This is a genomic window from Arcobacter rhizosphaerae (assembly GCF_049472155.1).
Taxonomy (GTDB): Bacteria; Campylobacterota; Campylobacteria; order Campylobacterales; family Arcobacteraceae; genus Arcobacter_B.
This window is the reverse complement of record NZ_JBMOVW010000002.1, coordinates 178,063-204,686: the sequence shown is the minus strand read 5'-3', so window position 1 is coordinate 204,686 and position 26,624 is coordinate 178,063. Positions and strand designations below refer to the sequence as shown.

Annotated in this window: 23 protein-coding genes and 8 tRNA genes; 4 read left to right on the top strand and 27 right to left on the bottom strand. The window is 28.5% G+C overall.

What is annotated here, in order from left to right; translation table 11 throughout:
• The 23 genes from pta to ACH5BH_RS03985 all read right to left on the bottom strand — a co-directional run bounded on the left by pta (position 1) and on the right by ACH5BH_RS03985 (position 18,442).
• Entirely contained in the window at positions 1 to 996 is a 996-nt protein-coding gene (gene pta, locus ACH5BH_RS04095; protein WP_404307288.1) for a phosphate acetyltransferase, read from the bottom strand.
• Between the two features lie 319 nt (positions 997 to 1,315).
• On the bottom strand, positions 1,316 to 1,936 hold the full coding sequence (locus ACH5BH_RS04090) for a 3'-5' exonuclease (protein WP_404307286.1): 621 nt from the start codon (positions 1,934 to 1,936) through the stop codon (positions 1,316 to 1,318).
• On the bottom strand, positions 1,929 to 3,770 hold the full coding sequence (locus ACH5BH_RS04085; protein WP_423297544.1) for a putative nucleotidyltransferase substrate binding domain-containing protein: 1,842 nt from the start codon (positions 3,768 to 3,770) through the stop codon (positions 1,929 to 1,931). The genes ACH5BH_RS04090 and ACH5BH_RS04085 overlap by 8 nt, the downstream gene beginning before the upstream one ends.
• 182 nt (positions 3,771 to 3,952) lie before the next feature.
• Positions 3,953 to 5,602, bottom strand: a complete 1,650-nt coding sequence (locus ACH5BH_RS04080; RefSeq protein ID WP_404307282.1) for a cation acetate symporter — start codon at positions 5,600 to 5,602, stop codon at positions 3,953 to 3,955.
• Entirely contained in the window at positions 5,602 to 5,916 is a 315-nt protein-coding gene (locus ACH5BH_RS04075; protein WP_404307280.1) for a DUF485 domain-containing protein, read from the bottom strand. Before ACH5BH_RS04075 ends, ACH5BH_RS04080 begins: the two co-directional genes overlap by 1 nt.
• Positions 5,917 to 6,267: 351 nt before the next feature.
• Entirely contained in the window at positions 6,268 to 7,917 is a 1,650-nt protein-coding gene (locus ACH5BH_RS04070) for a cation acetate symporter (protein WP_404307278.1), read from the bottom strand.
• On the bottom strand, positions 7,917 to 8,231 hold the full coding sequence (locus ACH5BH_RS04065; RefSeq protein ID WP_404307276.1) for a DUF485 domain-containing protein: 315 nt from the start codon (positions 8,229 to 8,231) through the stop codon (positions 7,917 to 7,919). Before ACH5BH_RS04065 ends, ACH5BH_RS04070 begins: the two co-directional genes overlap by 1 nt.
• A gap of 227 nt (positions 8,232 to 8,458) precedes the next feature.
• Positions 8,459 to 9,091 (bottom strand): 3'-5' exonuclease, encoded by a 633-nt coding sequence (locus tag ACH5BH_RS04060; RefSeq protein WP_404307274.1) that lies wholly within the window; start codon positions 9,089 to 9,091, stop codon positions 8,459 to 8,461.
• On the bottom strand, positions 9,091 to 10,905 hold the full coding sequence (locus ACH5BH_RS04055; RefSeq protein ID WP_423297543.1) for a DUF294 nucleotidyltransferase-like domain-containing protein: 1,815 nt from the start codon (positions 10,903 to 10,905) through the stop codon (positions 9,091 to 9,093). Before ACH5BH_RS04055 ends, ACH5BH_RS04060 begins: the two co-directional genes overlap by 1 nt.
• 94 nt (positions 10,906 to 10,999) lie before the next feature.
• The gene (locus tag ACH5BH_RS04050) at positions 11,000 to 12,895 is read right to left on the bottom strand and encodes a sodium:solute symporter family protein (protein WP_423297542.1); all 1,896 of its coding nucleotides are present in this window, start codon (positions 12,893 to 12,895) and stop codon (positions 11,000 to 11,002) included.
• Positions 12,896 to 12,908: 13 nt separating this feature from the next.
• Positions 12,909 to 13,163, bottom strand: a complete 255-nt coding sequence (locus ACH5BH_RS04045) for a DUF4212 domain-containing protein (RefSeq protein ID WP_404307268.1) — start codon at positions 13,161 to 13,163, stop codon at positions 12,909 to 12,911.
• A 178-nt stretch (positions 13,164 to 13,341) separates the two neighbouring features.
• On the bottom strand, positions 13,342 to 14,004 hold the full coding sequence (locus tag ACH5BH_RS04040; protein ID WP_404307266.1) for a response regulator transcription factor: 663 nt from the start codon (positions 14,002 to 14,004) through the stop codon (positions 13,342 to 13,344).
• A complete protein-coding gene (locus tag ACH5BH_RS04035) occupies positions 13,985 to 15,568 on the bottom strand; it encodes a sensor histidine kinase (protein ID WP_404307264.1) in 1,584 nt (527 codons plus the stop codon). Before ACH5BH_RS04035 ends, ACH5BH_RS04040 begins: the two co-directional genes overlap by 20 nt.
• Positions 15,569 to 15,681: 113 nt before the next feature.
• Positions 15,682 to 15,758, bottom strand: a tRNA-Asp gene (locus ACH5BH_RS04030).
• A gap of 17 nt (positions 15,759 to 15,775) precedes the next feature.
• A tRNA-Val gene (locus ACH5BH_RS04025) sits at positions 15,776 to 15,851 on the bottom strand.
• A 28-nt stretch (positions 15,852 to 15,879) separates the two neighbouring features.
• Positions 15,880 to 15,954 (bottom strand) — tRNA-Glu (locus ACH5BH_RS04020).
• A gap of 16 nt (positions 15,955 to 15,970) precedes the next feature.
• Positions 15,971 to 16,046, bottom strand: a tRNA-Lys gene (locus tag ACH5BH_RS04015).
• A gap of 9 nt (positions 16,047 to 16,055) precedes the next feature.
• A tRNA-Asp gene (locus ACH5BH_RS04010) sits at positions 16,056 to 16,132 on the bottom strand.
• A 13-nt stretch (positions 16,133 to 16,145) separates the two neighbouring features.
• A tRNA-Glu gene (locus ACH5BH_RS04005) sits at positions 16,146 to 16,220 on the bottom strand.
• A gap of 22 nt (positions 16,221 to 16,242) precedes the next feature.
• Positions 16,243 to 16,318, bottom strand: a tRNA-Val gene (locus ACH5BH_RS04000).
• Between the two features lie 4 nt (positions 16,319 to 16,322).
• Positions 16,323 to 16,398 (bottom strand) — tRNA-Lys (locus tag ACH5BH_RS03995).
• Between the two features lie 57 nt (positions 16,399 to 16,455).
• Entirely contained in the window at positions 16,456 to 16,965 is a 510-nt protein-coding gene (locus tag ACH5BH_RS03990; protein WP_404306573.1) for a CinA family protein, read from the bottom strand.
• Positions 16,966 to 17,083: 118 nt separating this feature from the next.
• A complete protein-coding gene (locus tag ACH5BH_RS03985; protein WP_404306571.1) occupies positions 17,084 to 18,442 on the bottom strand; it encodes an FAD-dependent oxidoreductase in 1,359 nt (452 codons plus the stop codon).
• A 267-nt stretch (positions 18,443 to 18,709) separates the two neighbouring features.
• On the opposite strand from ACH5BH_RS03985, the gene ileS reads away from it, so the two are divergent.
• From ileS to ACH5BH_RS03965, 4 genes are all read left to right on the top strand, one after another.
• Positions 18,710 to 21,439 carry an isoleucine--tRNA ligase gene (gene ileS / locus ACH5BH_RS03980; RefSeq protein ID WP_423297541.1) on the top strand — a complete coding sequence of 910 codons (2,730 nt, stop codon included), beginning with the start codon at positions 18,710 to 18,712 and terminating at the stop codon, positions 21,437 to 21,439.
• A 126-nt stretch (positions 21,440 to 21,565) separates the two neighbouring features.
• Positions 21,566 to 21,844, top strand: a complete 279-nt coding sequence (locus ACH5BH_RS03975) for a NifU family protein (RefSeq protein WP_404306567.1) — start codon at positions 21,566 to 21,568, stop codon at positions 21,842 to 21,844.
• Positions 21,844 to 22,437, top strand: a complete 594-nt coding sequence (locus tag ACH5BH_RS03970) for a hypothetical protein (protein ID WP_404306565.1) — start codon at positions 21,844 to 21,846, stop codon at positions 22,435 to 22,437. Before ACH5BH_RS03975 ends, ACH5BH_RS03970 begins: the two co-directional genes overlap by 1 nt.
• Complete coding sequence (locus ACH5BH_RS03965; RefSeq protein ID WP_423297540.1) at positions 22,418 to 23,695, top strand: UDP-N-acetylmuramoyl-L-alanyl-D-glutamate--2,6-diaminopimelate ligase; 1,278 nt, start codon at positions 22,418 to 22,420, stop codon at positions 23,693 to 23,695. The genes ACH5BH_RS03970 and ACH5BH_RS03965 overlap by 20 nt, the downstream gene beginning before the upstream one ends.
• Here ACH5BH_RS03965 and ACH5BH_RS03960 read toward each other — a convergent pair.
• From ACH5BH_RS03960 to ACH5BH_RS03945, 4 genes are read right to left on the bottom strand one after another with little or no spacing between them, the layout of a single operon-like run.
• Positions 23,692 to 24,474 (bottom strand): hypothetical protein, encoded by a 783-nt coding sequence (locus ACH5BH_RS03960; protein WP_423297539.1) that lies wholly within the window; start codon positions 24,472 to 24,474, stop codon positions 23,692 to 23,694. The two genes, ACH5BH_RS03965 and ACH5BH_RS03960, sit on opposite strands and share 4 nt — an antisense overlap.
• A 25-nt stretch (positions 24,475 to 24,499) precedes the next feature.
• Entirely contained in the window at positions 24,500 to 25,402 is a 903-nt protein-coding gene (locus tag ACH5BH_RS03955) for a VWA domain-containing protein (protein ID WP_404306559.1), read from the bottom strand.
• Positions 25,395 to 25,793 (bottom strand): hypothetical protein, encoded by a 399-nt coding sequence (locus ACH5BH_RS03950; RefSeq protein WP_404306557.1) that lies wholly within the window; start codon positions 25,791 to 25,793, stop codon positions 25,395 to 25,397. The genes ACH5BH_RS03955 and ACH5BH_RS03950 overlap by 8 nt, the downstream gene beginning before the upstream one ends.
• On the bottom strand, positions 25,790 to 26,623 hold the full coding sequence (locus ACH5BH_RS03945) for a DUF58 domain-containing protein (protein ID WP_404306555.1): 834 nt from the start codon (positions 26,621 to 26,623) through the stop codon (positions 25,790 to 25,792). Before ACH5BH_RS03945 ends, ACH5BH_RS03950 begins: the two co-directional genes overlap by 4 nt.
• Position 26,624 lies beyond the last annotated feature (1 nt).

Here is a 26,624-nt window from a genome sequence, read left to right as displayed (position 1 = left end):
TTATTTAATTTGAGTTGCTGTAATAGCTACTAAGTTTGCGATATCATCAACTGAACAACCTCTTGAAAGGTCATTTACAGGTTTTGCTAAACCTTGAACAACTGGTCCATGAGCTGCAGCACCTGCAAATCTTTGAACTAATTTATATCCAATATTTCCTGATTGTAAATCTGGGAATACAAGAACATTTGCTTTACCAGCTACTTCTGAACCTGGTGCTTTTTTAGCTCCAATTGCTTCAACAATTGCTGCATCAGCTTGCATCTCACCGTCAAATGAGAAGTCAACATTTCTTTCTTGTAAAATATCAACAGCGTATTGTACTTTATCAACTAATGGATGATTTGCACTACCTTTTGTTGAAAATGATAACATAGCAACTCTAGGGTCTAACCCAACTACAGAATTAGCAGTTGCAGCAGTTGCACAAGCAATATCAGCTAATTGTTCTGCATTTGGTTCTGGAATAACTGCACAATCTGCAAAAAGAATTAAACCATTGTCTCCAAACTTTCCATCAGCAGTTTCCATAATAAATGCAGATGATACAGTATTGATACCAGGTGCAGTTTTAATAACTTGAATAGCAGCTTTTAAAACATCAGCTGTAGGAGAGTTAGAACCTGCAACTAAACCATCAGCATCTCCAAGTCTAACCATCATACAACCAAAGAATCTAGGTTCATTTAACATGATTTCAGTAGCTTCTTCTCTTGTTAAACCTTTCTTTTTTCTAAGTTCAACTAACTCATCAATATATTTATCAATGTTTTCAAACTTTCTAGGGTCAACAATTGTTGCTCCTTCAATATTTGCATCACATGATGAAGCATCAGATTTGATTGTTTCTTCATTACCTATTAATACAACATTTGCAGTTTTCTCTTCAAGAACTTTTTGAGTAGCTTTTAATACTCTTTCATCTTCTGTTTCTGGAAGAACGATAGTTCTTAACTGTAACTTTGCTTTTTCTTTAATGCTTTTAATTAAACCCATTAAGTTATCCTTTCTACTTTAAAAACTTGTGAAAGATTATAATTTATAACCATAGCAAAAAAATAGCATTGGTTTATAATCTTGATCATTTATATTGTATATTATATTTTTCGAAAAGTACATAAAATATACATAATATTTGATAAAAAAAGAAAATGTGCAGAATCGTAATAAAATATGCTCTAAATGGCTCTTAAGTGTTATATTTTACTTTATTAATGTACAATTATTGTACAAAATGAATAAAAAGTTAACGTTTTAAGTAGCTACCAAAAGTAAATGTAACACTTTTGGTAGTTTAGCATAGTTTAAGTTTTCTTTATTGTATTTTTAGTTTTGGAATATTTTTTAATTTTAAAAATATTAACGAAGTCATAAGTGCATCATTATATGCATCATGTTTTCCCATAACAGGAATTTGTAATTCATTCATAATTGTGTCAAATCTTAAATCTATATTTCCTTGTGGTATAGCTTCTATTTTATAGTCATGATAGACTGCTGATACTTCAATTCTTCTATTAGGTAGTGTAATTCCAAGTTTTGGCTTTATATATTTGTTAATCATAGCAATATCAAATTCTAAAAAATATCCTACTAATGTTCTATTTCCAATATAATCTAAAAATTCATATATTACATCATTTATATCTTCTGCATCTTCTAAATCAATTTCTCTGATATGATGAACTTTAATAGCATCTTCTTGTAGCTTTGTTTTAGGTTTGACAAATTTAACAAACTTTTTACTTGAAACTACTGTATTATTTTTTATTATAACTGCACCAATAGATACAATTTCATCTACTTTTGGATCTAATCCTGTAGTTTCACAGTCAAAACAGACATACTCTTCCTCATGAGGAGCATCAAACAAATGCAAATACTTTTCATTATTTAGATTTTTTTTATTAAAATAGTTTTTTATACTTCTAAACATAGTTCAACTTAAAATGATATTCTAATTTTTTCTTCAATTTATTAATAATTTTAAAAGAGTCTTTTAATAAATCTTTTTGCATTGTATTTAGATCATCAGGATTAATATAATTATTAATAGTTTCTTTCTTATCTATTTTTTCAAGGTTTGACTTTAATTTTAGGTTTGATAAGAAATTAAATGCCATTATAATTTCTTGGGAAAACTCATCATCTAATACACCTAAATCTTTTAGTGCTTTTACTCTCTTAATAGTATTAGTATTAAATAGTTTTTTTTCTAAACATAAGGCTCTTATACTTTGAACCAAAATAAAAATACCACCTTTTTTGATATCTATTTCATTTTTATGTTTTTTATCATTACTATCAAATACAAAACCATCAAAGAATCCAAGAGGTACATCAAAGTTCATTATTACTTTTGCAAATTGCGAATTAAATGTTTGTGTATCTCCTACTACTTTAAATAAGTACTCTTTTAAATCTAAAATTATTTGTTTTTCACCTGCTACACAAATAGAATCATAAAATATTGCAGTATTCATCATATTGTCAGGGTTTGGTTCATTTACCCATGAATATATTAAATTTTTAAATTCTTTAATTTTTCTTGTCCAGTAAGGGTTTGATACCATAATATTCCCTTCACATCTTGGAAAACCAAAATCAACTAAAGTTTCTGTAAAATTATGAGTAAACTCTTTTAGTTTTTCATCACTTATTTCACAATCATCACTTAGTATTAAAGCATTATCTTGGTCTGTTCGTAGTATTTGTTCGGCTCGTCCTTCACTTCCCATCACTACTAAACATGATTTGCCAATTAATTCATCAGGAGCTAAGAAACTAAATAGTTTTGCTAGAAGTTTTTTATTTAGTTGATTTATCAATTTAGAAATAAACTCTATTTTCACACCTTTTGCATTTAAAGATTTAACAATTTTTATAAAAGATAAAGACGCTTGTTTTAATTCTTCAATAGTTTCAGCTTTTATGATTTCATTTGAAACTGAAAAAGTATTTGTTGCGAAAAATGATGATAAAGAAATTTGATCTAGTATTCCAGTTATTTCGTCTTTATTATTTTTTACAACAACTCTTTTTAGACCATGTTTAGCCATGATAAGTTGTGCATTAAATAAAAAGTCATCTTCATTTACATAGACTAAACCTTTTGAAGCAATTTTTATAATCTTATCATCAAAATCCATTCTGTTTAAAATTACTTTTTGTCTAAAGTCAGAATCAGTAACAATATACATCTCATTATTTTTATCTTTTAATAATAATGTGGGTACTTTTTCATCTTTTATTATTGTTGCTGCTTCAAAGATTGTTTTTGTTGTATCTGTAATTACTGCTCTATGGATATTTGCATCTTTTACTTTTGCTACCATGATGTTAGCTATTTCTTTATTTTTCTCTTGATTTACATGATTGTTTAATTTTTGAGATATTGATTGAAAAAAATAGCTTTCTAAATTTTGATTTTCATGGAGTGTTTTTATAAATATTTCTCTTGGTAAAGAGTAACAAATAGTTTCTTGTGCAGTTACAAAAGTATGTTTACAATAGTTCTCAATTAACGATATGGGATCAAATATTTCATTTTTTGAAAAAATTGATAATACTTCATCTTCATGCTTTTCTTGAACAATACCTTTTAAAACAAAATATAAAAATTTTGGTTCCTGCCCTTGCTTTTGTATAATTTCATCTTTTTTAAAATATACAATATCAATATGTTCTGAAAAATCATCTACTTGAACTTTAGTTAAGTGTTCAAAAGGATGAATTGAACTTAAAAATGCTTTTTGTTCTAATATACTCATTTATGTTTCCTAATTTCACTTTATATATTTTAGCTAATAAAAAATAAAATAATAATTACTAGAATTAAATAGTGTTAAATATCATATAAGTAAATTTTATAGTAATGTTATAAGTTAAATTTTAAAATTTGTAGTTAATAGTAAATATCAAAGAAGAATACTTCTTTGATATTTTTAAAGGCCTAGTGATCAACAGCACCAGCTGCACCGATACCAGTATTTGCTCTAATATTCTGAGCTTTAAATAATTTTTTCTCCGCTTTCCCTTTTTCTGAATTATCAGTTTTTGAGAAAAACCAAATAGCAACAAACGCAATTGTTACAGAGAATAGTGCAGGGTGTTTATAAGGGAATAATGCTTGCTCATTTCCTAAAATCTGTACCCATACAATTGGTCCAACGATTACAAGAGTAACAGCAGAGATAAGACCACATAATCCACCTAAGAATGCTCCTCTAGTTGTTAACTGAGACCAATAAATAGATAAGAATAAGATTGGGAAGTTAGCAGATGCAGCAATACCAAATGCAAGACCAACCATATAAGCAATATTTTGTTGTTCAAATGCAATACCTAAAGTAACACCAACAATACCAACTACAATAACTGTATATTTAGATACTTTAACAACTTGCTCATCTGTAGCTTTAGTATTAATTACATTTGCATAAAGGTCATGTGAAATTGCTCCCGCTGCTGATAATGTAAGACCAGAAACAACTGCTAAGATTGTAGCAAATGCAACAGCTGAAATAAATCCTAAGAATGCATTACCACCTAACATGTGTGATAAGTGAATAGATGCCATATTATTTCCACCAAATAGTTTACCATCAACATAGTATGCAGCACCTGCATCAGAGTTTAAGAATGCAATAGCACCAAAACCAACGATTGTAATGATAATCCAGAAGTAACCAATAAAACCAGTTGCATAAACAACAGATTTTCTAGCTTCTTTTGCATTTCCAACCGTAAAAAATCTCATAAGTACGTGTGGAAGACCAGCAGTACCAAGCATTAAAGCCATCCCTAAAGAAATAGCAGAAATAGGATCTGAAATAAATCCACCTGGAGCTAAAATAGACTCACCAGCACTGTGGTTTTCAACTGCTTTAACAGCTAAAGATTCAAAACTAAAGTCAAAGTGGTATAAAATCATTATAGCCATAAATGAAACACCAGATAAAAGTAAACAAGCTTTAATAATTTGAACCCAAGTAGTTGCAAGCATACCCCCAAATGTTACGTAAATAATCATCATAACACCAACAAGAATTACTGCATACTCATACTCTAAACCAAATAATACTTGAATTAATTTACCCGCACCAACCATTTGTGCAATTAGATATAAAACAACAACTGAAATAGTACCAAATGCAGCTAATGTTCTAATTTGCTTTTGACCAAGTCTGTATGCAGCAATATCAGTAAATGTAAACTTACCTAAGTTTCTTAACTTCTCCGCCATGAAGAAAAGAATAATTGGCCAACCAACTAAGAATGATACAGCATAGATAACTCCATCATAACCTTTCATATAAATAAGACCAGATACACCTAAGAATGCAGCTGCTGACATATAGTCACCTGCAATTGCTAAACCATTTTGGAAACCTGTAATTCCTCCACCAGCTGTATAAAAGTCACTTGCTGATTTTGTTTTTTGTGCAGCCCAATATGTTAAACCTAATGTTCCTAAAATAAATATAAAGAACATAATAATTGCTGGAATATTTAATTCTCTTTTTGTAGCTTCAAAAGATGCATCACCTGCTGCAAATGCTGATAAAGCAATAACTGAAATAATCGCTAAAATTCTAAACATTACACTAAATCCTTTACATCTTCTTTAATTTCATTTGTTAGATCTTCAAACTCCCCATTTGCTCTTCTAACATAAATCACTGTTGTGATAAAACTGATAATTAAAATAGCTAATGCAATAGGAAATGCAATAGTTGTCATACCTTCACCTATTTTAGTCGCTAAAATCTCTTTGTTAAATGCAATTGTTAATATATATGCATAAAACATTACTAATACAAAAATTCCTAATTTGATACCAAAACTATTTCTTTTTGAAACTAGTTCCTGATACTTAGGGTTATTGTCAATCCTCTCTACTAACTTTTCATTCATTCTGCTTCCTTTTTTTATTGTATAAACTAGTCATACAAAAAACTAATTCTCATTGTTACTAAAGCTAATTTTTTTATAGCAATAAAGTAGCAAATAAGAAAAATCACTATCTATTATACATTTTAAAAATTATTTGTGAAGGAAAAAAATTGATTAAATATGTAAATAAAATGTAAAAAATGTAGAAAAGTAACAAAAAAAGCAATTATTATGTATTGATATTAATTATAATATTTAAGGTTTTTTTTATAGTTTCAATAAGTTTCATAAAAGTTATATTTATAATGGGATAATTAGTAATACTTATATTTTAAGTGTTACTAAAGAGAAAAAATCTCTTTAGTAATTGGTTTAGTGATCAACTGCTCCTGATGCACCAATACCTGTTTGTGCTCTAACATTTTGTGCTTCAAATAATTCTTTTTCATCTTTTGCTCTTTGTGAATTATCTGTTTTAGAGAAGAACCAAATAGCAATAAATGCAATAGTTACTGAGAATAGTGCAGGGTGTTTATAAGGGAATAAAGCTTCTTCATTTCCTAAAATTTGTACCCATACAATAGGACCTACAATAACTAAAACAACAGCTGTTAATAGTCCAATGAATCCACCAAGATATGCACCTCTTGTTGTTAATCCTTTCCAATAAATAGATAAGAATAAAATAGGGAAGTTAGCTGATGCAGCAATAGCAAATGCAAGACCAACCATAAATGCAATATTTTGATTCTCAAATGCAATACCTAATACAACACCTATAATACCAATTGTAATAACTGCTATTTTAGAAACTTTAATTTCTTGTTCTTCTGTAGCATTTGGGTTTATTACACAAGCATAAATATCGTGTGAAATTGCAGATGCACCTGCAAGTGTAAGACCTGCAACTACAGCTAAAATTGTAGCAAATGCAACAGCTGAAATAAATCCTAAGAATACATTACCACCTACAATATGAGATAAGTGAATAGCAGCCATATTATTTCCACCAAATAATTTACCATCAACAAAATATGCAGCTCCTGCATCAGAATTTAAGAATACAATTGCACCTAGTCCAATAATAGCAATTACTAAATAGAAGTAACCAATAAAACCAGTTGCATAAACAACAGATTTTCTAGCTTCTTTAGCATTTCCAACTGTAAAAAATCTCATAAGTACATGAGGAAGACCAGCAGTACCAAGCATTAATGCTAATCCTAAAGAAATAGCAGAAATTGGATCAGAAATAAATCCTCCTGGTTCCATAATTGCTTGACCTTTTTCATGAGTTTCAACTGCTTTTGTAGCTAAGGCTTCAAAAGAGAATCCAAAATGGCTTAATACCATGAATCCCATAAATGAAACCCCTGATAATAATAATACTGCTTTAATAATTTGAACCCAAGTAGTAGCTAACATACCACCAAATGTTACATAGATAATCATCATTACACCAACAAGAATTACAGCATATTCATACTCTAATCCAAATAATACTTGAATCAGTTTACCTGAACCAACCATTTGTGCAATTAAATATAAAGTAACAACTGATAGAGAACCAAATGCAGCAAGAGTTCTAATCTCTTTTTGCCCAAGTCTGTAAGCTGCAATATCAGCAAATGTGAATTTACCTAAGTTTCTTAATTTTTCAGCCATTAAGAATAAAATTACAGGCCATCCAACTAAGAATCCAACTGCATAAATTAATCCATCATAACCACTTAAGTAAACAAGACCAGAAATACCTAGGAATGATGCTGCTGACATATAGTCACCTGCAATAGCCATACCATTTTGGAAACCTGAAATTCCTCCACCTGCTGTATAAAAATCACTTGCAGATTTAGTTTTTTTAGCTGCCCAATATGTAATACCTAAAGTACCACCAACAAAAATAAAGAACATAATAATTGCTGGAATATTTAGTTCTCTTTTTGATGCTTCGAAATTTGCATCTCCTGCAGCAAATAATGCCACAGCAAAAATTGAAATTAGTGCTATAATTCTAAACATTACATAATATCCTTTACATCATCTTTTATTTCATTAGTTAAGTCTTCAAACTCACCGTTTGCTCTTTTAACATAAATTAATGTTGTAATAAAACCAATTATGATAATTGCAGCAGCCACTGGGAATGCATAAGTCATAACACCTTCACCTGTTTTTATACCAAGTAATGTTGGATCAAATGCAATAGTTAAAATATATGCATAAAACATTACCAATACAAAAATTGCCAATTTTAGAGAGAATGCATTTCTCTTTTGTACCAACTCCTGATATTTAGGGTTGTTTTTGATTCGTTGTACTAACTCATCGTTCATTTTGCCTCCTTAGTTATTTTATTTAAATTAAAACACTAAATTCACTGAAAATAGCGAAAATAGCATTAATGTAGCATTTAAATAAAAATAAGATTAATTATACATATATAAATTTATAAGGAAATATCATTTATGTAATTTAAGTGTAATTTAATTAGAAATATTTGTAAGTGTAACTTTTAGAAGCTAATAAAAAGAGAAATTAATAACGTTTTAAATTCTCTTTTTTAATTAGTATAGAATGTAGTTTTTGCTGGAGTTAAATCTTTTAGTTTAATAAACATCATTGAAGTCATAATTGCATCATTTAGTGCATCGTGTTTTCCAAGAGGTGGTAAATCTAATTCCTTCATTATGGTGTCAAACTTTAAATCAATAAATTCATATTCACTAGATTTTTTTCTAGTTTTATAAAACATTGATGAAACTTCTATAGTTTCATTTGGTAAGGAAATACCAATATATTTTTTTGTATATTTTGAAATCATAGCTACATCAAATTTTATATAATAACCAACAATTGGACGATTACCTATAAAGTCAAGAAGTTCATATATTGCATCTTTAGGATCAATGGCATTTTGTAAATCAATAGGTCTTATATGATGAATTTTTATAGATTCTGCATCAATTTTTATTGAAGGCTTTACAAAGATATTAAGAGTTTTTCTCATTAAAATTTTATTTCCTTTTATTATAACTGCACCAATTGAAAGAATCTCATCTTTTTTGGGGCTTAATCCTGTTGTTTCACAGTCTAAACAAACATATTCATCTTTTTTAGGTTCATCAAAAAGATATTCATATTTTTTATCTTTTAAAGATCTTTTTTTCCAGTTCTTAATAAAATTTGTAAACATTATGAAATCTTATCAATTTTAAATGTATAGTTTATAAACTTTTTGAAGTCTATGACAATTTTGAATGAATCTTTTAGTAAATCTCTTTCTATTTTACCAAGAGCATGAGTATCAATCTCATTGCTAATTTCTTTGTTTTCTTGTAAGTAACCTAAATGTGCATTTAGTCTTAAAGTATTTACAACATCAAAAGCTTCAAGAAGTTCAGCAGCTCTATCTTTCTCTAATATTTTTCTTTGTTCTAGTATTTTTATTCTTCTTACAGTTGTAGTCTCTCTAATCCTTTCTCTTAATGCTAAGCTTCTAATTCCTTGTACAATTGGGAAAACCGCAGTCTTTTTAATATCGATTGTGTGTTTTTTTGTCATAAAATTTGCTACTGTACTTGGTGTATCAAAAGTTAAAGTAGCTTTTGCAAAATAAGCCATAAATACATCTTTATCATGAAGCTTATTGAATAAATCGTCTTTTAAATTTATTAGAAGTTCTTTATCTCCTGCAACGGCAAAAGAATCGAAGAAAATTGCTAAATCCATATAGTTTTGCATATCAGGAGCTTCAATCCATCTTGCAGTCTCTTTTTTATAGTCATTAACTGTTTTACACCAAAATGGATTTGATACCATTATATTTCCTTCACATGGAGGATAACCAAAATCAATTAAAGTTTCTGTCATCTTTTCCATATAAGGTCTATATTGTTCAACATCAATACCATCATTTATTACTAAGGCATTATCTTGATCTGTTTTAATAATTTGTTCATTTCTTCCTTCACTTCCCATTACAATAAAGCAAGCATTTTTTTGTAGTTCTTCTGGAACTATTAACTTAAAAAGTTTTTTGTATACTTTAGTATTTAATTGACCAATTAGATTTGAAATATGGTGAACTTTTACACCTTTTGCTTGAAGTGATTTAATAATATCTAATAAATCTTTACTTGCATTTTTTAAATCCTGAATTGTTTTAGATTTTTTTATTTGTGTATCAACAATATATGTATTGTTGGCAAAATGAGAAAGAACATCAATTTGTTCTAGTATCCCTTGCATTTCTCCTTGAGAGTTTATTACACCAACTCTTTTTATATTTCTTTTTATTAAAACAGATAGTGCATCAAATAAGTAATCATCATTAAATACAGTCATTAAAGGAAATATTGCAATATCTTTAACAGGAATACTTAAATCTCTTCCTTCAAGTAAGACTTTTACTTTTAGTAAAGAGTCAGTAATTATCCCATACTCTTCATTTCTTTTAACAATAATTGTAGAAGTTTTGTATTCCATAGATTTTTCAATAGCATCAAGAAGTTTAGTATTTTCTTCAACTATACATGCATCGTGTACTAAAGCATCATCAACTTTAGCAATCATAAACGAAGATAATTGTGAAGTATATTCTTTATCTTTTAAGGTTTTAATTCTATTTACTAAATTTTCTAAAAAAAAGTCTTTAAAAGCTTTATTATTTTCTATTAAATTTAAAAAAGCTTTTTTTTCTAATTCATAGCATATTAAATCCTCATGAACTTTAAAAGTGTTTTTACTTTCACCATAAATTAAGGAGTTTGCATCAAAGGAGTCTTGCTGATGATAGTCCATTACAATTTCATCTTCTTTGTATTCATAAACTGTTCCTTTTATGATAATAAAAAAATAGTTTGGGATTCTTTCAGGAGTTATTAAAATTGAATCTTTTGCATAATAAGCTATGTCCATGTGTTTTATGCAAATGTCAAGTTGTTCTTGTGATAATACTTCAAATGGGTGTATATTTGATAAAAATGCTTCTTGATCTTGTAGACTCATGTAAAAAATCCTTGATAGTTAGTGTTTTTTTATATTAATAAAATAGTAACATAAAAAAACACTAAAAGTATACCCGAGGGTATACTTGTTAGTTTTAGTGATCTACAGCCTCACCAGCTCCTGAAGGGATTCTGATTTTCTCTACTAGATCTTGAATTTCTTGTGGTGGTTCTGGTGTCATTCTAGAAACAACTACTGCCACGATTAAGTGAAGTAATGTACCAATTGTACCAATACCAGTTGGATGAATTCCTAAGAAGTAATCTTTTGGATCTCCACCTAAGAATACGAAGTAGATAATGTAACCGAATGTGAAAATTAAACCAGTTAAAATACCTGCAATCGCACCTTCTTTGTTCATTCTCTTATCAAATACCCCAAGGATAATTGTAGGGAAGAATGCTGCCGCTGCTAAACCGAATGCAAATGCAACAACTTGTGCAACAAATCCTGGAGGGTTAATTCCTAAGTAACCAGCAACACAAATTGCAGCTACCGCTGAAATTCTTGCCCACATTAACTCTGTTTTCTCATTTAATGTAGATTTACCAGTCTCTTTATCTTTAAATAATACTTGTCCCATTAAGTCATGAGAAATTGCAGAAGCAATTACAAGTAATAAACCTGCTGCTGTAGATAATGCTGCTGCAAGACCACCAGCTGCAATAAATGCAATTACCCAGTTAGGTAAGTTTGCAATTTCAGGGTTAGCAAGTACCATAATATCTCTATCAACGTATAACTCATTTGCAATTCCATTACCTTTAGCTAATTCAGCTTCAGATGCAGGTCCAACAGCATTTGTAGTTAATCTATGACCATCTTCTGCTCTTTTATCACCATCGAATGCAGGCTTACCTTTAGCACCTTCGAAAGCTTTTCCAGTAGCATATTGGATTTTACCATCACCATTTCTATCGTTCCATGCGATTAATCCACCATTTTCCCAAGTCTTAAACCAGTTACCATCATTTGGTGTACCATCATCATGTTTTAGTTCACCTGCAACAAATGCTTTATACTCAGTATTTTGTAAGTTTTTAATTAAGTTCACTCTTGAGAATGAAGACACAGCTGAAATAGTTGTATACATTAATGCAATAAAGATTAACGCCCAACCAGCAGAAATTCTAGCATCTTTAACAGTTGGAACTGTAAAGAATCTAACAATAACGTGTGGTAAACCAGCAGTACCTAGCATTAATGCAGTAGTTAACATAAACATATTCCATAAGTTACCTGGTTGAGTATACTCATTGAATCCTAAGTCAGAAACAGCGGTATCTAAAGCATGCAATAGATAGGTACCTTCTGGGATTGTTTGTACTCCTGTATCAAATGCAAATGTAGTTTGACCGAAAATACCTAATTGTGGTAAGAACGTATCAGTAACTTGTAATGATAAGAAAATTGCAGGAATCATGTATGCAAAAATCATTACTACATATTGTGCAACTTGTGTATATGTAATACCCTTCATACCACCTAAAACTGAGTAGAAGAATACAATTGCCATACCAATTAATACACCTGTATTTACATCAACTTGTAAGAATCTTGAGAATACGATACCAACACCTCTCATTTGTCCAGCAACATAAGTAAACGAAACGAAGATTACTGAAATAACCGCAACTAATCTTGCTGTATCAGAATAGTATCTATCACCAACAAAATCAGGAACTGTAAATTTACCAAATTTTCTTAAGTAAGGTGCTAATAACATTGCTAGTAGAACGTATCCACCAGTCCAACCCATTAAGTAAGCACCACCATCAGAACCTTTAAATGCGATAATACCTGCTAAAGAGATAAATGATGCAGCAGACATCCAATCCGCAGCAGTTGCCATACCATTTGCTACAGGATGTACTCCTCCACCTGCAACATAAAAGTCTTTAGTTGATCCAGCTTTTGCCCAAAGTGCAATACCAATATAAATTGCGAATGAAATACCTACGAATAGGTAAATTAATGATTGTAATTCCATCTTTTCTTTCTCCCTATTCGTTTACGCCGTATTTTTCATCGATACTTGTCATAACCTTTACATAAACAAAGATTAAGATAACAAATACGTAAATTGCACCTTGTTGTGCAAACCAATAACCTAATTTAACACCACTAATTTCAATAGCGTTAAGTTCATTAATGAATAAAATTCCACATCCGAAAGAAACAATAAACCAAACTACTAATAGTTTAAGAATCATTGAAATATTTTCTTTCCAGTATGCTTGTGCTTTTTCTGGACTCATATTCTGCTCTCCTTATTGATTTTGACATTAAACTTAATATGTTTAATAATCTAACATTGAAAGTATAATAAGTGTAGATAGCAAAAAGGTAGCAATTGAAAAAAATTTTTTTAAAGTTTATTTGAACGTAGGATTAGCGTAGCAAAATGGCTTTTAAAAAGCCATTTTATGGGAAGTTTTAAGAAGAGTAATATCTGTCAATTTTGTAGCCAAGACCTCTGATGTTTTTTATAAAATCTTCTTTTAATGCTTTTTTTAATCGTGAAATCTCTGCTCTAATAGTTGGATTGTCAATATTTTCTCCATCCCAAATATCAATTCTAAATCTTTCAAAGTCAACAATCATATTTATATTAAGAGCTAAAATATGAATAATTTCTAATTGTTTTTTTGTTAAACTTTGTGGTTCTCCACTAAAATATAGAGTTTGTTTGTCTTTTGAGTAAGAATAGTTTTCAGAAAATCTAATATGAGAAGTATTATTTTGTTCTTTTTTTAATATCAGGTTTATTTTTATCCCTAATTCTTCTAAGTGGAAGGGCTTTTTTAGATATTCTCTTGCTCCTAATTCATAAGCTTTTGATATATCTTCTATGTCAATAAGTGCAGATATAAATATTGTTGGAATAAATATCTTTTTTTTGTTTAAATCTTCAAGTATTGTAAATCCATCTTTTGAAGGAACATTAATATCTAATATTAATAAATCGAAAGAACTATCAATATTATCAATTGCATCTTGACCATCAGTAAAGTTTTCTACCATGTGTCCAATATTCTTTAAATATTCACATATTGCGTTATTTAACATTAATTCGTCTTCAAGTAGTAGTATCTTCATTTATTTTAAACCTATAAGTAAATTTTGTTTCTTTTTCATTAGACTTTAGTGTTATAGTAACATTATTTTTATCACAAATTTCTTTTACTATTTTTAAACCTAAACCAAAGCCACCTCTTGCATTGTTTTCTCTATAGAAATCATCAAAGATTTTATTTTCATATTCAATCTGTTTTGAATTTGTTGTTACTGAGAATTCAACTTCAATATCGTTTATATAATCAAGTCTAACAAATATAGGAGATTTTGGATATGAATATTTTATTGCATTTGATAAATTATTATCTATTACTCTTTGTAATTCTGTTTTATTAAATTTAATATATATATCTTCTTCTATATTATTAATAAAATATAGTGAATTTGAAACTGCAATTTCATCAAAAAAATCTATTCGATGAAGTAGGATACTAGAAAACTCCAAATATTCTTTTTCATAAATAACTCTATCTTTTTTTATTAAATATGAAAGATCATCATATATATATTGAATTATTTTTGCACCAGATTCAATGTGAGTAATATATTTATTGTTTGGAGTATTCATTTTTAGTAAATCTATATTTGTTTGAATTATTGATAAAGGCGTGTTTATTTCATGTACAGAGTTTTTTATAAAGTCTTTTTGTGATTGAATAAGTTTTGTTAATTCTTTTGTTTTTTCATCTACTTTATACTCTAGATTTTTATTTAAGTCTTCAAGCATGTGTGTTTTAAGTTTAATATTATTCATTGCATCTGTTGCATAGTTTGCAATAATCTTAAATTCACCAAAGATAATTCTATTTTGATTAATAGGTTCATCATTATTTTGTGATTCTTTAAAATACTTACCTATTTCTTTTACATCATTTACAATTAATATTGTTGCATTTTTATAAATAAAAATAGAGTAAAGAACTAGCATTATTGTTAAAGATGTTATTTGAAGTGTATAATCAGACATTTTTTGATTGTATTCTTCATTTTTCATTCTAACTAACTTATCAATTTCATCTAAATATACACCTTTTCCTATTGTCCAGTTCCAATGTTTATATGAATTAGAATAAGATATCTTATTAGCATTTTTTGCTATGTTTGGTTTATACCAAGAATACTCAACATAACCACCCATATATTTTTTAGAATTATCAATTAGTTCTTTAATTACAAGCTTACCATTTCTATCTTTCATATTAATTCTATTTTTGCCTATATCTTTTTTTGCAACTGGATGAAAAAGTAGGGTACCATCAAAATTATAAATAAAAATATAGTCATTTATATTTTTTGATTTTTTCATTTGTGAAATTGCTTCAAGTACTTCTTCTTGTATTTGTTTCTCGGGTTTAATATTTTTATATTTTTGATGATAATACTCTATAAAACTAATTACTGAATTAATATCATTTTTTAAAAGTTCTTTTTGATTCTTAGTAAAGTCTTCTTTTAATGCTACTATCTTTTCTTGTAATTCTTCATGGGCATTATCTATAATAATAAAAGTAAAAAATGAAATAAGTACAACAATAAATAAAATACTATAAACGATAAGGTGATATAAACTTTTTGCTTTAAACATATATTTTGTGCTTCCTAAAATAAACTATAATAGAATAGCTTTTTTTTTATAAAATAATACTTTGAAGTGATATTTGATTTGATATTAAAAAGTAAGTGGGAAGTTTTAAATCATGGCGCGGATGACGAGACTCGAACTCGCGACCTCCTGCGTGACAGGCAGGCATTCTAACCAACTAAACTACATCCGCATGATTTATTATATTAATGGTGGTCGATATAAGACTCGAACTTATGACATCTACCTTGTAAGGGTAGCGCTCTACCAACTGAGCTAATCGACCGAAATTATAAAATATTTTGAAATTGTAATGGTGACCCCTAGGAGACTCGAACTCCTGTGGCATGGATGAAAACCATGAATCCTAACCGCTAGATGAAGGGGCCAACAATGTAAAAATAATGGTGACCCGTGAAGGATTCGAACCTTCGGCCACCTCCTTAAAAGGGAGATGCTCTACCAGCTGAGCTAACGGGTCAATAAAAAGTGGCGCGGATGACGAGACTCGAACTCGCGACCTCCTGCGTGACAGGCAGGCATTCTAACCAACTAAACTACATCCGCACACTTTAAGTAATGGTGACCCCTAGGAGACTCGAACTCCTGTGGCATGGATGAAAACCATGAATCCTAACCGCTAGATGAAGGGGCCACATAATAACAATAAATTTTAATGGTGGTCGATAGAAGACTCGAACTTCTGACATCTACCTTGTAAGGGTAGCGCTCTACCAACTGAGCTAATCGACCAAAATGGTGACCCGTGAAGGATTCGAACCTTCGGCCACCTCCTTAAAAGGGAGATGCTCTACCAGCTGAGCTAACGGGTCGCTCTGCAATTTAAGTTGTTCTTCTTAAATTGGACTGGAATTATAATAGAAAATTTTTTACTTGTCAAGGGTTTTTGAAATAAATTTCAAAATTTCTTTTAAAGAAGTCTTTGAAGCTATGTTTTGTATGTCTTTTCTACTCCCATCAAATTTATGATTTTTGATTATAATATTTTTATTATTATCACATACACCAATTACTACTGTTCCTACTGGTTTATTTGCACATCCACCTTGTGGCCCAGCTATTCCTGAGATAGCAATTGCATAAGTTGCATTAAATTTTTTTATTGCACCTTCTAACATTTCTTTTACTGTTTGAGTTGAAACAGCTCCATATTTTTTAAGTGTTTCTTCTTTTACCCCTAATTCTTTTGATTTTATTTCATTTGAATAAGAAATTATAGCACCATTAAAAATATCAGATGAACCAGCTACTTGAGTAATAAGATGTGCAACTAATCCTCCTGTACAAGATTCAGCAGTTGTTATTGTTTCATTTCTTGCTCTTAGAAGGTTTTGAAGCTTTATCATATCATTTTCATTAAATATATTGTTAAATGCCATTTGTGTGCCTTTTATATAGCTTATTTTTGATTTTATATTGTAGTAAAAAATTTATTATGTGTCTAGTAGTTATATGTATAAAATAAGAGGGTTCTCTTATTTTATACGAAGTTGTAATTTAGTTTTCTTCTGTAAAGTCTGCTAAGAATCTTTCATGATCAAATTCTAAATTTAAGTAGTCACAAACTACTTTAATATCTCTTTCTGCATTTCCTAAACAAGATGTTGCACCAGGAGATGGAGTCATATTGAAAATAATTCCATTACCTGGATTGATTGAAGCTTCACCTAACATCAGTTTTTGTTCATCTTTATTAAGAACTTGTGGTCTAACTCCACCAAAACCTTTTGCATATTCAATATCATCTGTACTTAATGAAGGAACAATTTTTTGTGCATCTTTAACAAATAGTTTTTTGTTTATTCCTGGAACTTCAAATAAGAAGTTTTTAAATACATAATTTCTAATATCACTATCTTTTAATAAGTCCCAGAATATTTTTACAATATTTCCATCGAAGTTCATAGTTTTTAGACATTGGAAGAATGATTTTCCACCTTTATATCTTTCAAGAACTAATAATGCTAAAGCAGTTGGTCCAAATCTAGTTTTTCCATCTTCTAAAATATCTGGATCTCCATGAAGTGCTGCAAATGGTAATTTGTCATTTTGTACCATATAAACTTTACCATTTAAGTACTTATCATTAGTAATATAGAATGATCCTGCCATTGAAAGTGAACCCATGTGTTTACCATAACCCATTTTATGAGCTAAGTATAATGAGTGAGCACCTGCATTTGTAACTACAAAATCAGCAGTATAAACTGTACCATTTACAGTAGTTACTTTAAATTTATCACCAATTTTTTCGATTTCATCTACTTCTGAATTAAAGAAGATATCAGTTGTTTTTTCTGAGTCAGCTTCTTGCGCAGCTTTTGCAAGTTCTTTTGTCATTTCACCAAAATCAACAGTTGTGTATTGATCATCTGTACCCATTGCTACGATAGGTTCTGGTCTTTCTTTTGTTCTTTGTTTATCAGCATAAACTAGTAAAGGTTCTTTTTCTTTTAATGTTTCTTTATCCCATAATTCTAAATAAGGGAAAATCTCTTTAAACTCTTCATATCTTTTTGTGATGAATTCAACTTCTTCTTCTCCAACACCTAAAGCCATTTTTTGATGTTTAAACATAATTTTATCTTGTAAATTATACATTAAACAGAACTTCTCAATCATTTTTGCAGTTCTTTTTGTAATCTTAGCTTTTTCAAAAGTATAGTTTGTTTCAATATCCCCTACGTGAATAGTTTGAGAGTTACTTGTACCTTTTGAATTTAATGTTGCTAAATCCTCATATTTTTCTAACATACAGATGCTTTTTGCATTTGTATATTTTGCTAGTTCAAAAAATAAGGCAGCACCAGAGATACCTCCACCAATAATTAAGACTTCATAATGTTTCTCATTCATATCTATAGTTCCTATCTGTTTCGAAATATGAGAGGAGTATATCATATTGAAGTTATATTTAAGTTAAATAAAATAAATAGTTGTGCAATTTAACAATAAAATATAGAGTTTGGTAACACCTATGTTAGTATTATATGTAAAATTTATGTACAATTATTGTACATGAGAAGAAAGAAAAAATTGGCTAATCATTTTTTCAAATATTATTAGATATAATCAGCGATTTAATAAAAACTATAAATATTTAGATAAATAAGGTACTTTAAAATGGATTACAAAGAGAGTTTATTACTACCAAAGACAAAGTTTCCAATGAGAGGAAACTTACCACAAAATGAGCCTAAAAAATATAAAAAATGGGACGAAGAAAACGTTTACGAAAGAATGAAAGCAAATAGAGAAGGGGCACCTTCTTTTACTTTACATGATGGACCACCTTATGCAAATGGTCATATTCATATTGGTCATGCACTAAACAAAGTTTTAAAAGATATTATCAATAAATTTCACTATTTTGATGGAAAATCAATTAGATATGTTCCAGGTTGGGACTGTCATGGTTTACCAATTGAGCAAAAAGTTGAAGAAAAAATTGGAAGCACTAAGAAAAAAGAGTTACCAAAATCTAAATTAAGACAATTATGTAGAGATCATGCTACTAAATTTGTTGATATTCAGAAAGAAGAGTTTAAAAGACTTGGTGTTTTAGGTGATTGGGAAAATCCATATTTAACAATGGACTTTAAATTTGAAGCTAATATTTATAGAGAATTATGTGCAATTGCTAAGCAAGGACTTTTAGTACAAAGAAGTAAACCTGTATATTGGTCTTGGGCTGCACAAACAGCATTAGCAGAAGCAGAAGTTGAATATGAAGATAAAACTTCACCATCTATTTATGTTGCTTTTAAACATGAAAAACTAGATGCTTCTGTTATTATTTGGACTACAACTCCATGGACACTACCAGCTAATACTGGTATTGCTTTAAATGGTGAAGAAGAGTATGTATTAACAAGTGATAAATTTATAGTTGCTAAGAAACTTTATAATTCACTGATTGAAAATGAAGTTATTTCTGGTGAAATTGTTGATTCTGTTTGTCCTAAAGAATTAGAAGGTACTCATGCAATCAATCCATTAAATGCAAGACAATCTAAGATTATCTTAGGTGAACATGTTGAAATGGATGCTGGTACTGGTGCAGTTCATACAGCTCCTGGACATGGTGAGGATGACTATAAAGTTGGTCTTCAATATGGTCTTGATGTAATTATGCCAGTTGATGCTTATGGTAAATATGATGAAACTATTGTAAGAGAAAAACTATTTAATGATACTGATAAATATTTAGGACTTCATGTATTTAAAGCAAATGAATTAATTTTAGAAGAATTAGGTGAGGCTTTACTTAAACATGTAGATATTAGACACTCTTACCCACATTGTTGGAGAACTCATAAACCAATTATTTTTAGAGCAACTAAACAATGGTTTATTTCAATTGATGATGAGTATGGAAAAGAGAATAAAACACTTAGACAAAATGCTTTAGATGTAGTTGAAAACTTAACTTTCTATCCTGAATGGGGAAGAAATAGACTTAAGTCTATGTTAGATGGAAGACCTGATTGGTGTATTTCTAGACAAAGAGATTGGGGTGTGCCTATAGCATTTTTCAGAAATAAGAAGACTGATGAAATAATCTTTGATGAAAAAGTTCTTAACTTTACAGCTATGATTTTTGAGCAAAAAGGTTGTGATGCTTGGTATGACTTACCAATTGAAGAGTTATTATACCCAGGAAGTGGATATAATCCAGAAGATTTAGAAAAAACTATGGATATTTTAGATGTGTGGTTTGATTCTGGTTCTACTCAAAATGCAGTACTTAGAAGTAGAAACTATGATGCTGGAACATTCCCTGCTGATATGTATTTAGAAGGAAGTGACCAACATAGAGGTTGGTTCCAATCTTCACTTTTAACTACATTAGCTTCAAGTGAAATAGCTCCTTATAAGTCTATTTTAACACATGGATTCACTGTTGATGAAAAAGGTGAAAAAATGTCTAAATCGAAAGGAAATGTTGTTGCTCCTGATAAAGTAATGAAGCAGTACGGTTCTGAGATTTTAAGAATGTGGGTTGCTATGAGTGATTATCAATCAGATTTAAAAATCTCTGATAATATCTTAAAGCAAAATGCAGAGCTTTATAGAAAGATTAGAAATACTGCAAGATTCTTACTTGCTAATGTAGATGATTTAGAAGAGATTATTTCAGTTGATAAGATGGGTGAGCTTGATAAGTGGATTTTAGCAAAAGCAAAATCTGTATTTGATGAGATTGAAGCTTCATTTAATGTATATGAATTCTCTAAAGGATTAAATAAATTAAATAACTTTTTAGTTGTTGATTTATCTGGTATTTATTTAGATGTATGTAAAGATAGATTATATTGTGATGATAAAAATGATATTCATAGACTGGCAAGCCAAAGTGCTATGGCTATTATTGCTAAAAAATTAATCTCTACATTAGCTTGTATTTTAACATATACTATGGATGAGTTATTAGAGTTTGCACCTGTGTGTATAAAAGGTAACGCAAGTGATATTTTTGACTATGAAAAGGTTGAATTACCAGTAGTTGAATCTGTAATAAATGATGAATTATTTATAGCAGCAAAAGAAAAATTTGCAGAAATAAAAGACTCTTTAAGTAAAGAAAAAACTATTAAATCAACATTAGAATTAAGTATCTATACAAATTGTGAAGATATACTTAATTTAGGACAAACAGAAGCAGCGGATTGGTTTATTGTAAGTTCTATAACAAATAATAAACAAAGTTCAGATATACTTGGAAAATTTGAAGTTAATAACTTCGAGTTTGAAGTATATAAAGCTGTAGAACATAAATGTCCTAGATGTTGGAAGTTTACAGCTAAGCAAGAAGATACTCTTTGCCAAAGATGTGAAGAAGTTTTAAACTAAAATTAGGGTAAAGATGTTTCAAGAAGAAGTAACATTAACATTTATATTTCAAACAATAGCAGTTATCTTTGTATTAATTGCTATTGGAATATTCTATGTTAAAAAAAATTCAAAAGGTGATTAAACATGATGCCATTTACTGATGAGGATTTAAGACCTCCTGTTAATTCTATAATAGAAAGTAAAGTTGCACCTATGTTAGCTAGAGATGGTGGAGCAATTGAACTACTTGATATAAAAGATGGAAGAGTTTTTGTTCAATTGCAAGGTGCATGTGTTGGATGTAGTGCTAGTGGTAGTACCTTAAAATATGTAGTTGAAAAAGAATTAAAAGCTGCAATACATCCTGAATTAGAAATAGTAAATGTTCCACAAGGAATGGAGAATAAATTAGAGGAAATTTAATGATAAATGAAAATAGATTATTAAACGAAGCAAATAGCTTTTTTACTCAAAAACAATTTGATAAAGCACTATTTTTGTATTCGCAACTATCTTCAAATTTCCCTGAAAATAAAGAGTATCCTATATATGCTCTTTTTTGTGATATAGCTTCTGAAGATGAAGAGAAAGCTATATCTCTTTTTGACTACTTTAGTGTAGTAAAAGATGAAAACATTGATGAAGCTATTCAATATGTAGAAGATGTTGTAAATGCTTATGATGGTGATATTGATAAAATGATGAATATTTTAAAGGATTTAACTGATTCTACAGTTGATTCATTAGATGCTATAAAATACGATGATTTTAAAAAACTAATTAATTCAAGAGGCTCTTTTAGAGTTGCTTTTGAGGATATTATGTTTTCAACTAAAGTTGCTATAGAAAATAAAGATGATTTCTTTGATTTTGTATCAAAGTTAATCGATAATGATTTCAATAGTACGGCATATACTTACTTAGATGGGTTCAACGAATACTTTTCATACGATGAACAAATTGAGAAACTTTATAAAAGATTAGAAGAGAAACAACTTGCAAATAATCATAAATAATCGAGTTTTTACAGATAACTCAAAAGAAGCAAATAAAGATACTACTTTTGTAGTATCTAAACAGAATAAAAGATTTGTTGAAGATGCAAAAAACAATGGTTGTATTGATTTTGTTGATGCAAAAGATTTAAAAAAACATTTAGATATGAGTAGTATTAAAGTTATTGGTATTACTGGAACAAATGGTAAAACAACAACAGCAGCTGCTATATATTCAACACTTTTAGATTTAGGTTATAAAGTTGCCTTACAAGGAACAAGAGGCTTTTTTATAAATGATGAAAGAGTAGAGGATTATTCTTTAACTACTCCTGTTCAATTGGGAAATTTTGCACATATACAAAAAGCAATACAAAATGATTGTGATTTTTTTGTAATGGAAGTAAGTTCTCATGCTATTGAACAAAAACGAATTGAAGGTTTAGAGTTTGAACTTAAAATTCACACAAATATTACAAGAGATCACTTAGATTATCATAAAACTGTAGAAGAGTATATAAATGTAAAAAACTCTTTTTTTGATGATGAAACAAAAAAGTTAATAAACAAAGATGATCCAGTAGTTAAGTTTAATGCAAAAAATGCTTTATCTTACTCTTTAGATAATCCTTCAACATATAATGTAAGTGCATATTCATTTAAAAATGGAATGCATGTTATGCTTTCACATTTAGGAAAAATGCATTCTTTTTCATCTGTGATGATGGGAATTTTTAATGTTTATAATTTAACAGCTGCAATTGGTGCTGCCCATATACTTACAGGTAAAAATCTAGATGAAATTTGTGAAGCACTTGAAGGTTTTGCTGGAGTTAGTGGAAGAATGGAAACTATTAGTGATAAGCCACTTGTTATAGTGGATTTTGCTCATACCCCTGATGGAATGAAAGAAGTTCTTCAAAGTTTCAATGAAAAAGATATTATTTGTGTTTTTGGAGCAGGTGGAAATAGGGATAAAGACAAAAGACCTTTAATGGGACAAGTTGCTGCTACTTATTCAAAACATATAATAGTAACTTCTGACAACCCTAGGTTTGAAGATCCTGATTTAATAATTGAAGATATTTTAAAAGGTATTAAAAATCATCAAAGTGTTCAAGTTGATGTAAATAGAAAAACAGCTATAAAAAAAGCTATTGAAATGGCTGATGAAAATAGTGTAGTTCTTATACTTGGAAAAGGTGATGAAGTTAGTCAAACTATTTATGATAAAAAACTTCCTTTTTCTGATAAAGAAGAAGTATTAAAGCATATTTAATAATATGCTTTAATTATTACACCTTTATTATTCTTTTGAGATTCTACAAAATAGTTTGTAGGTGTTAATACTATATTTTTAGTTTTTATTTGTTTTATATTCCAAGTAAGTTCTAAAACTCTGTCTCTTGATAAACCTCTTAAAGCATATTTTTTTAATCTTTGAGGTGTTGAATAGTTTTTAAGTTTTACATTTTCAATTCCATCAAATAATGCTTTATCTTCTTTATCAACAACAGCAATAATTTCAATTCTTAGAGCATTTTTATTTTCTTCTAAAAAAGTATGTAACCTATCTAAACATTTTCTTGAAGGTTGAATTGCACCTGCTTTATAGTCATAACAAGTAAGTTTTTTAAATTTAGCACTATTATAAAACTCTTTAAATTTCTTTTTTGTAAGATTTTTATCTACTATTTTTATTTCTTTAATTACTTCTTTTTCTTCAATAATCTTTTTTTCTTTTATTATAGGTTGTGCTTGTACTACTTTAACTTGACTTTTCATATTTAAAGAAGCAATTTTTTCTTCAAGATTTAATAGGTTTGAATTTTGTTTATTTATTAAGTAAATACAAATAAGTAATGCAAAAATAATTATTGATAAAAGGGGTATTTGTATATTTGTTAATCTTTTATTCTTTTTATTTGGTTTTTCTACTTTTATTTTTTGTTCTTGAGTATTATTGATATTTCTATCTTTTTTATAATCTTTAAAATGATCAGTAGAAACTGATTTTTTTAATAGTTGTTTTAATTCTTCTTTTTTATTGTCTTCCATTATTCCTCTTTATTTTGTTTGTACCCTAGGATTTATTTCTTAAAAAAATCAATAAGCAAAGTGCTATTACACTTATGAAAAGTGGGTAAAAGAATAAGTAATCTTTTATTACAACTTTATTTTGTTCTATTTTTGATTTTTCTAATAAATTAATATCTTCATATATTTTCTTTAAACTCTTTTCATTATGAGCTGTATAAGATTTTCCTCCTGATATAGAAGATACTTTTTCTAAAATATAATTGTTAGTATTACCTATTGAAATACTATAGACTTTTATTTTATGTTTTTTAAGCATACGTTCTATAACTTGAAGGGGAATTGTACTTGCATTATCCATCCCATCACTTAATAAAATTACAATATTTGATTTTGCTTTTTTATCTTTTAAAACTTTAATACTAAGTGCAAGTGAGTCTAAAATAGCAGTTGAGTTTCCTAACATACCAACTTCAAAATATTTTAAAATTTCATTTTGTGCTTGCTTATCAAAGCTAAGTGGACTAGCAATCATAGCACTTTTTCCAAATAAGATAAATGCAATATTATCAGAAACTCTTTTTTGTATAAAATCAGAAACTATTTGTTTAACTGAATCAAATCTTGTTTTTTTGTAATTATTTTGATCAAATCCCCTATCATTCATAGATCCACTTGCATCAAGGTTTAACACGATATTTATTCCATCATTTTTTATGATTTGAGTATTGTTTATCTTAATAGGTGATGCAAGAGCAATAATAGAAAAAACAATAACTATATATTTTAAAATTGTTGTTAAAATATTTATTTTGATATTTGATTTATTAAATATATGAAGATGTGGCATTAAATAAGAAGGGCTTTTTGCTTTGCAGTAAAAAGCACAAAATATAAATACTAAAATTAGTAATAAAAAATAAGGATATTCAAATGTAAAATCAAACATCTACTATATCCATAAAAGTTGAAAGTTTTGCTTTTGTTTTTTCACTAATATTTTTAACTTCTTTTTTATATTTATATTCATGAAGGTCCTCTATTAATTCATAAGCTATTTTCTTTTCTCTTTCACTTTTTGCTAAGATTCTTACATACTTTGTAATAAGATAAGCTGCTTGTTTTGCTTCTTTAAAATCTAAATTTTCAAGAGTTTTAAAATACTCTTTTCTTAAATTTTTTTTTCTATTTTTTATAAGTTTTATTATAAGTAGAACTAGTAAAAAAACAATAATAAGTACAACAAAAACTAAAAGTGCAAAAATAAAAATAGAGTTATCTGGAATTTGAACTAAATCTTTTATATCATGGAGTTTTATATCTTGAGTTTTTTCTATCATTTAAGAACTCCTATTAGTTTTTTTATGGGATTTTCATGGGTATAAACTTTTGTAAATCTAATACCACAGTCTTGTAAATGTTTGAAAAGCTTATGGTCATTTTCTTTTACTTTTTGCATATAACTTCTAATAGTTGACTCATCTAAAACTCCCTCATAGCTTTTGGAACTACTTGGATCAATTAAATTTACACTTCCTAAAGGTTTTGGCTCTTCTTCAAACTTATCTCTTATAATCAAAGCTACAATTTCATGTTTACAGCTCAAAAGTTTTAAGTCAAAATTTTGAATATCAAAAAAATCACCTATTAAAAATATAATTGATTTATGATGAATAGCTTTAAAAAGGTCATCTAAAACTTTTTTATAATCAGTATTTTTATCAAGTACATTATAATCAAATATTTTTTCAGCCATTAAGTTTACGTTAAAAACTTTTTTTGATTTTCTTGTACAAAGTTGTAGAGAAGTATTTGCTATATATGAAGTAAAAGGATCTGCTTGTCTAGTACAAATAAAACCAATAGTTGAAGCTAGTTCAAGTATCACATCTTTTTTTAGTTTTGAAGTTCCAAAATAAGTTGAACCACTAAGAAAATTCACTATTTTTATATTTAGTTCTTTTTGAGAATGGTAAACTTTTACTATGGGTTTTTGCATTTTTGCACTTATAACCCAGTCTATATTTTTTACATCATCAGCATATTCATACTCTTTTAGCTCACAGAAATCATAGCCTTCACCTTTTTGTTTAGAAATATTGTTTCCAATTACTTCTGAAAAGGCTTGCTTTTTTGTTTTTATAAGTATTTTTTTTAGTGCTTGATTCATA

Coding starts and splice junctions, on each gene's coding strand:
- pta (WP_404307288.1), bottom strand. CDS start 996: ATGGGTTTAATTAAAAGCATTAAAGAAAAAGCAAAGTTACAGTTAAGA.
- ACH5BH_RS04090 (WP_404307286.1), bottom strand. CDS start 1,936: ATGTTTAGAAGTATAAAAAACTATTTTAATAAAAAAAATCTAAATAAT.
- ACH5BH_RS04085 (WP_423297544.1), bottom strand. CDS start 3,770: ATGAGTATATTAGAACAAAAAGCATTTTTAAGTTCAATTCATCCTTTT.
- ACH5BH_RS04080 (WP_404307282.1), bottom strand. CDS start 5,602: ATGTTTAGAATTTTAGCGATTATTTCAGTTATTGCTTTATCAGCATTT.
- ACH5BH_RS04075 (WP_404307280.1), bottom strand. CDS start 5,916: ATGAATGAAAAGTTAGTAGAGAGGATTGACAATAACCCTAAGTATCAG.
- ACH5BH_RS04070 (WP_404307278.1), bottom strand. CDS start 7,917: ATGTTTAGAATTATAGCACTAATTTCAATTTTTGCTGTGGCATTATTT.
- ACH5BH_RS04065 (WP_404307276.1), bottom strand. CDS start 8,231: ATGAACGATGAGTTAGTACAACGAATCAAAAACAACCCTAAATATCAG.
- ACH5BH_RS04060 (WP_404307274.1), bottom strand. CDS start 9,091: ATGTTTACAAATTTTATTAAGAACTGGAAAAAAAGATCTTTAAAAGAT.
- ACH5BH_RS04055 (WP_423297543.1), bottom strand. CDS start 10,905: ATGAGTCTACAAGATCAAGAAGCATTTTTATCAAATATACACCCATTT.
- ACH5BH_RS04050 (WP_423297542.1), bottom strand. CDS start 12,895: ATGGAATTACAATCATTAATTTACCTATTCGTAGGTATTTCATTCGCA.
- ACH5BH_RS04045 (WP_404307268.1), bottom strand. CDS start 13,163: ATGAGTCCAGAAAAAGCACAAGCATACTGGAAAGAAAATATTTCAATG.
- ACH5BH_RS04040 (WP_404307266.1), bottom strand. CDS start 14,004: ATGAAGATACTACTACTTGAAGACGAATTAATGTTAAATAACGCAATA.
- ACH5BH_RS04035 (WP_404307264.1), bottom strand. CDS start 15,568: ATGTTTAAAGCAAAAAGTTTATATCACCTTATCGTTTATAGTATTTTA.
- ACH5BH_RS03990 (WP_404306573.1), bottom strand. CDS start 16,965: ATGGCATTTAACAATATATTTAATGAAAATGATATGATAAAGCTTCAA.
- ACH5BH_RS03985 (WP_404306571.1), bottom strand. CDS start 18,442: ATGAATGAGAAACATTATGAAGTCTTAATTATTGGTGGAGGTATCTCT.
- ileS (WP_423297541.1), top strand. CDS start 18,710: ATGGATTACAAAGAGAGTTTATTACTACCAAAGACAAAGTTTCCAATG.
- ACH5BH_RS03975 (WP_404306567.1), top strand. CDS start 21,566: ATGATGCCATTTACTGATGAGGATTTAAGACCTCCTGTTAATTCTATA.
- ACH5BH_RS03970 (WP_404306565.1), top strand. CDS start 21,844: ATGATAAATGAAAATAGATTATTAAACGAAGCAAATAGCTTTTTTACT.
- ACH5BH_RS03960 (WP_423297539.1), bottom strand. CDS start 24,474: ATGGAAGACAATAAAAAAGAAGAATTAAAACAACTATTAAAAAAATCA.
- ACH5BH_RS03955 (WP_404306559.1), bottom strand. CDS start 25,402: ATGTTTGATTTTACATTTGAATATCCTTATTTTTTATTACTAATTTTA.
- ACH5BH_RS03950 (WP_404306557.1), bottom strand. CDS start 25,793: ATGATAGAAAAAACTCAAGATATAAAACTCCATGATATAAAAGATTTA.
- ACH5BH_RS03945 (WP_404306555.1), bottom strand. CDS start 26,623: ATGAATCAAGCACTAAAAAAAATACTTATAAAAACAAAAAAGCAAGCC.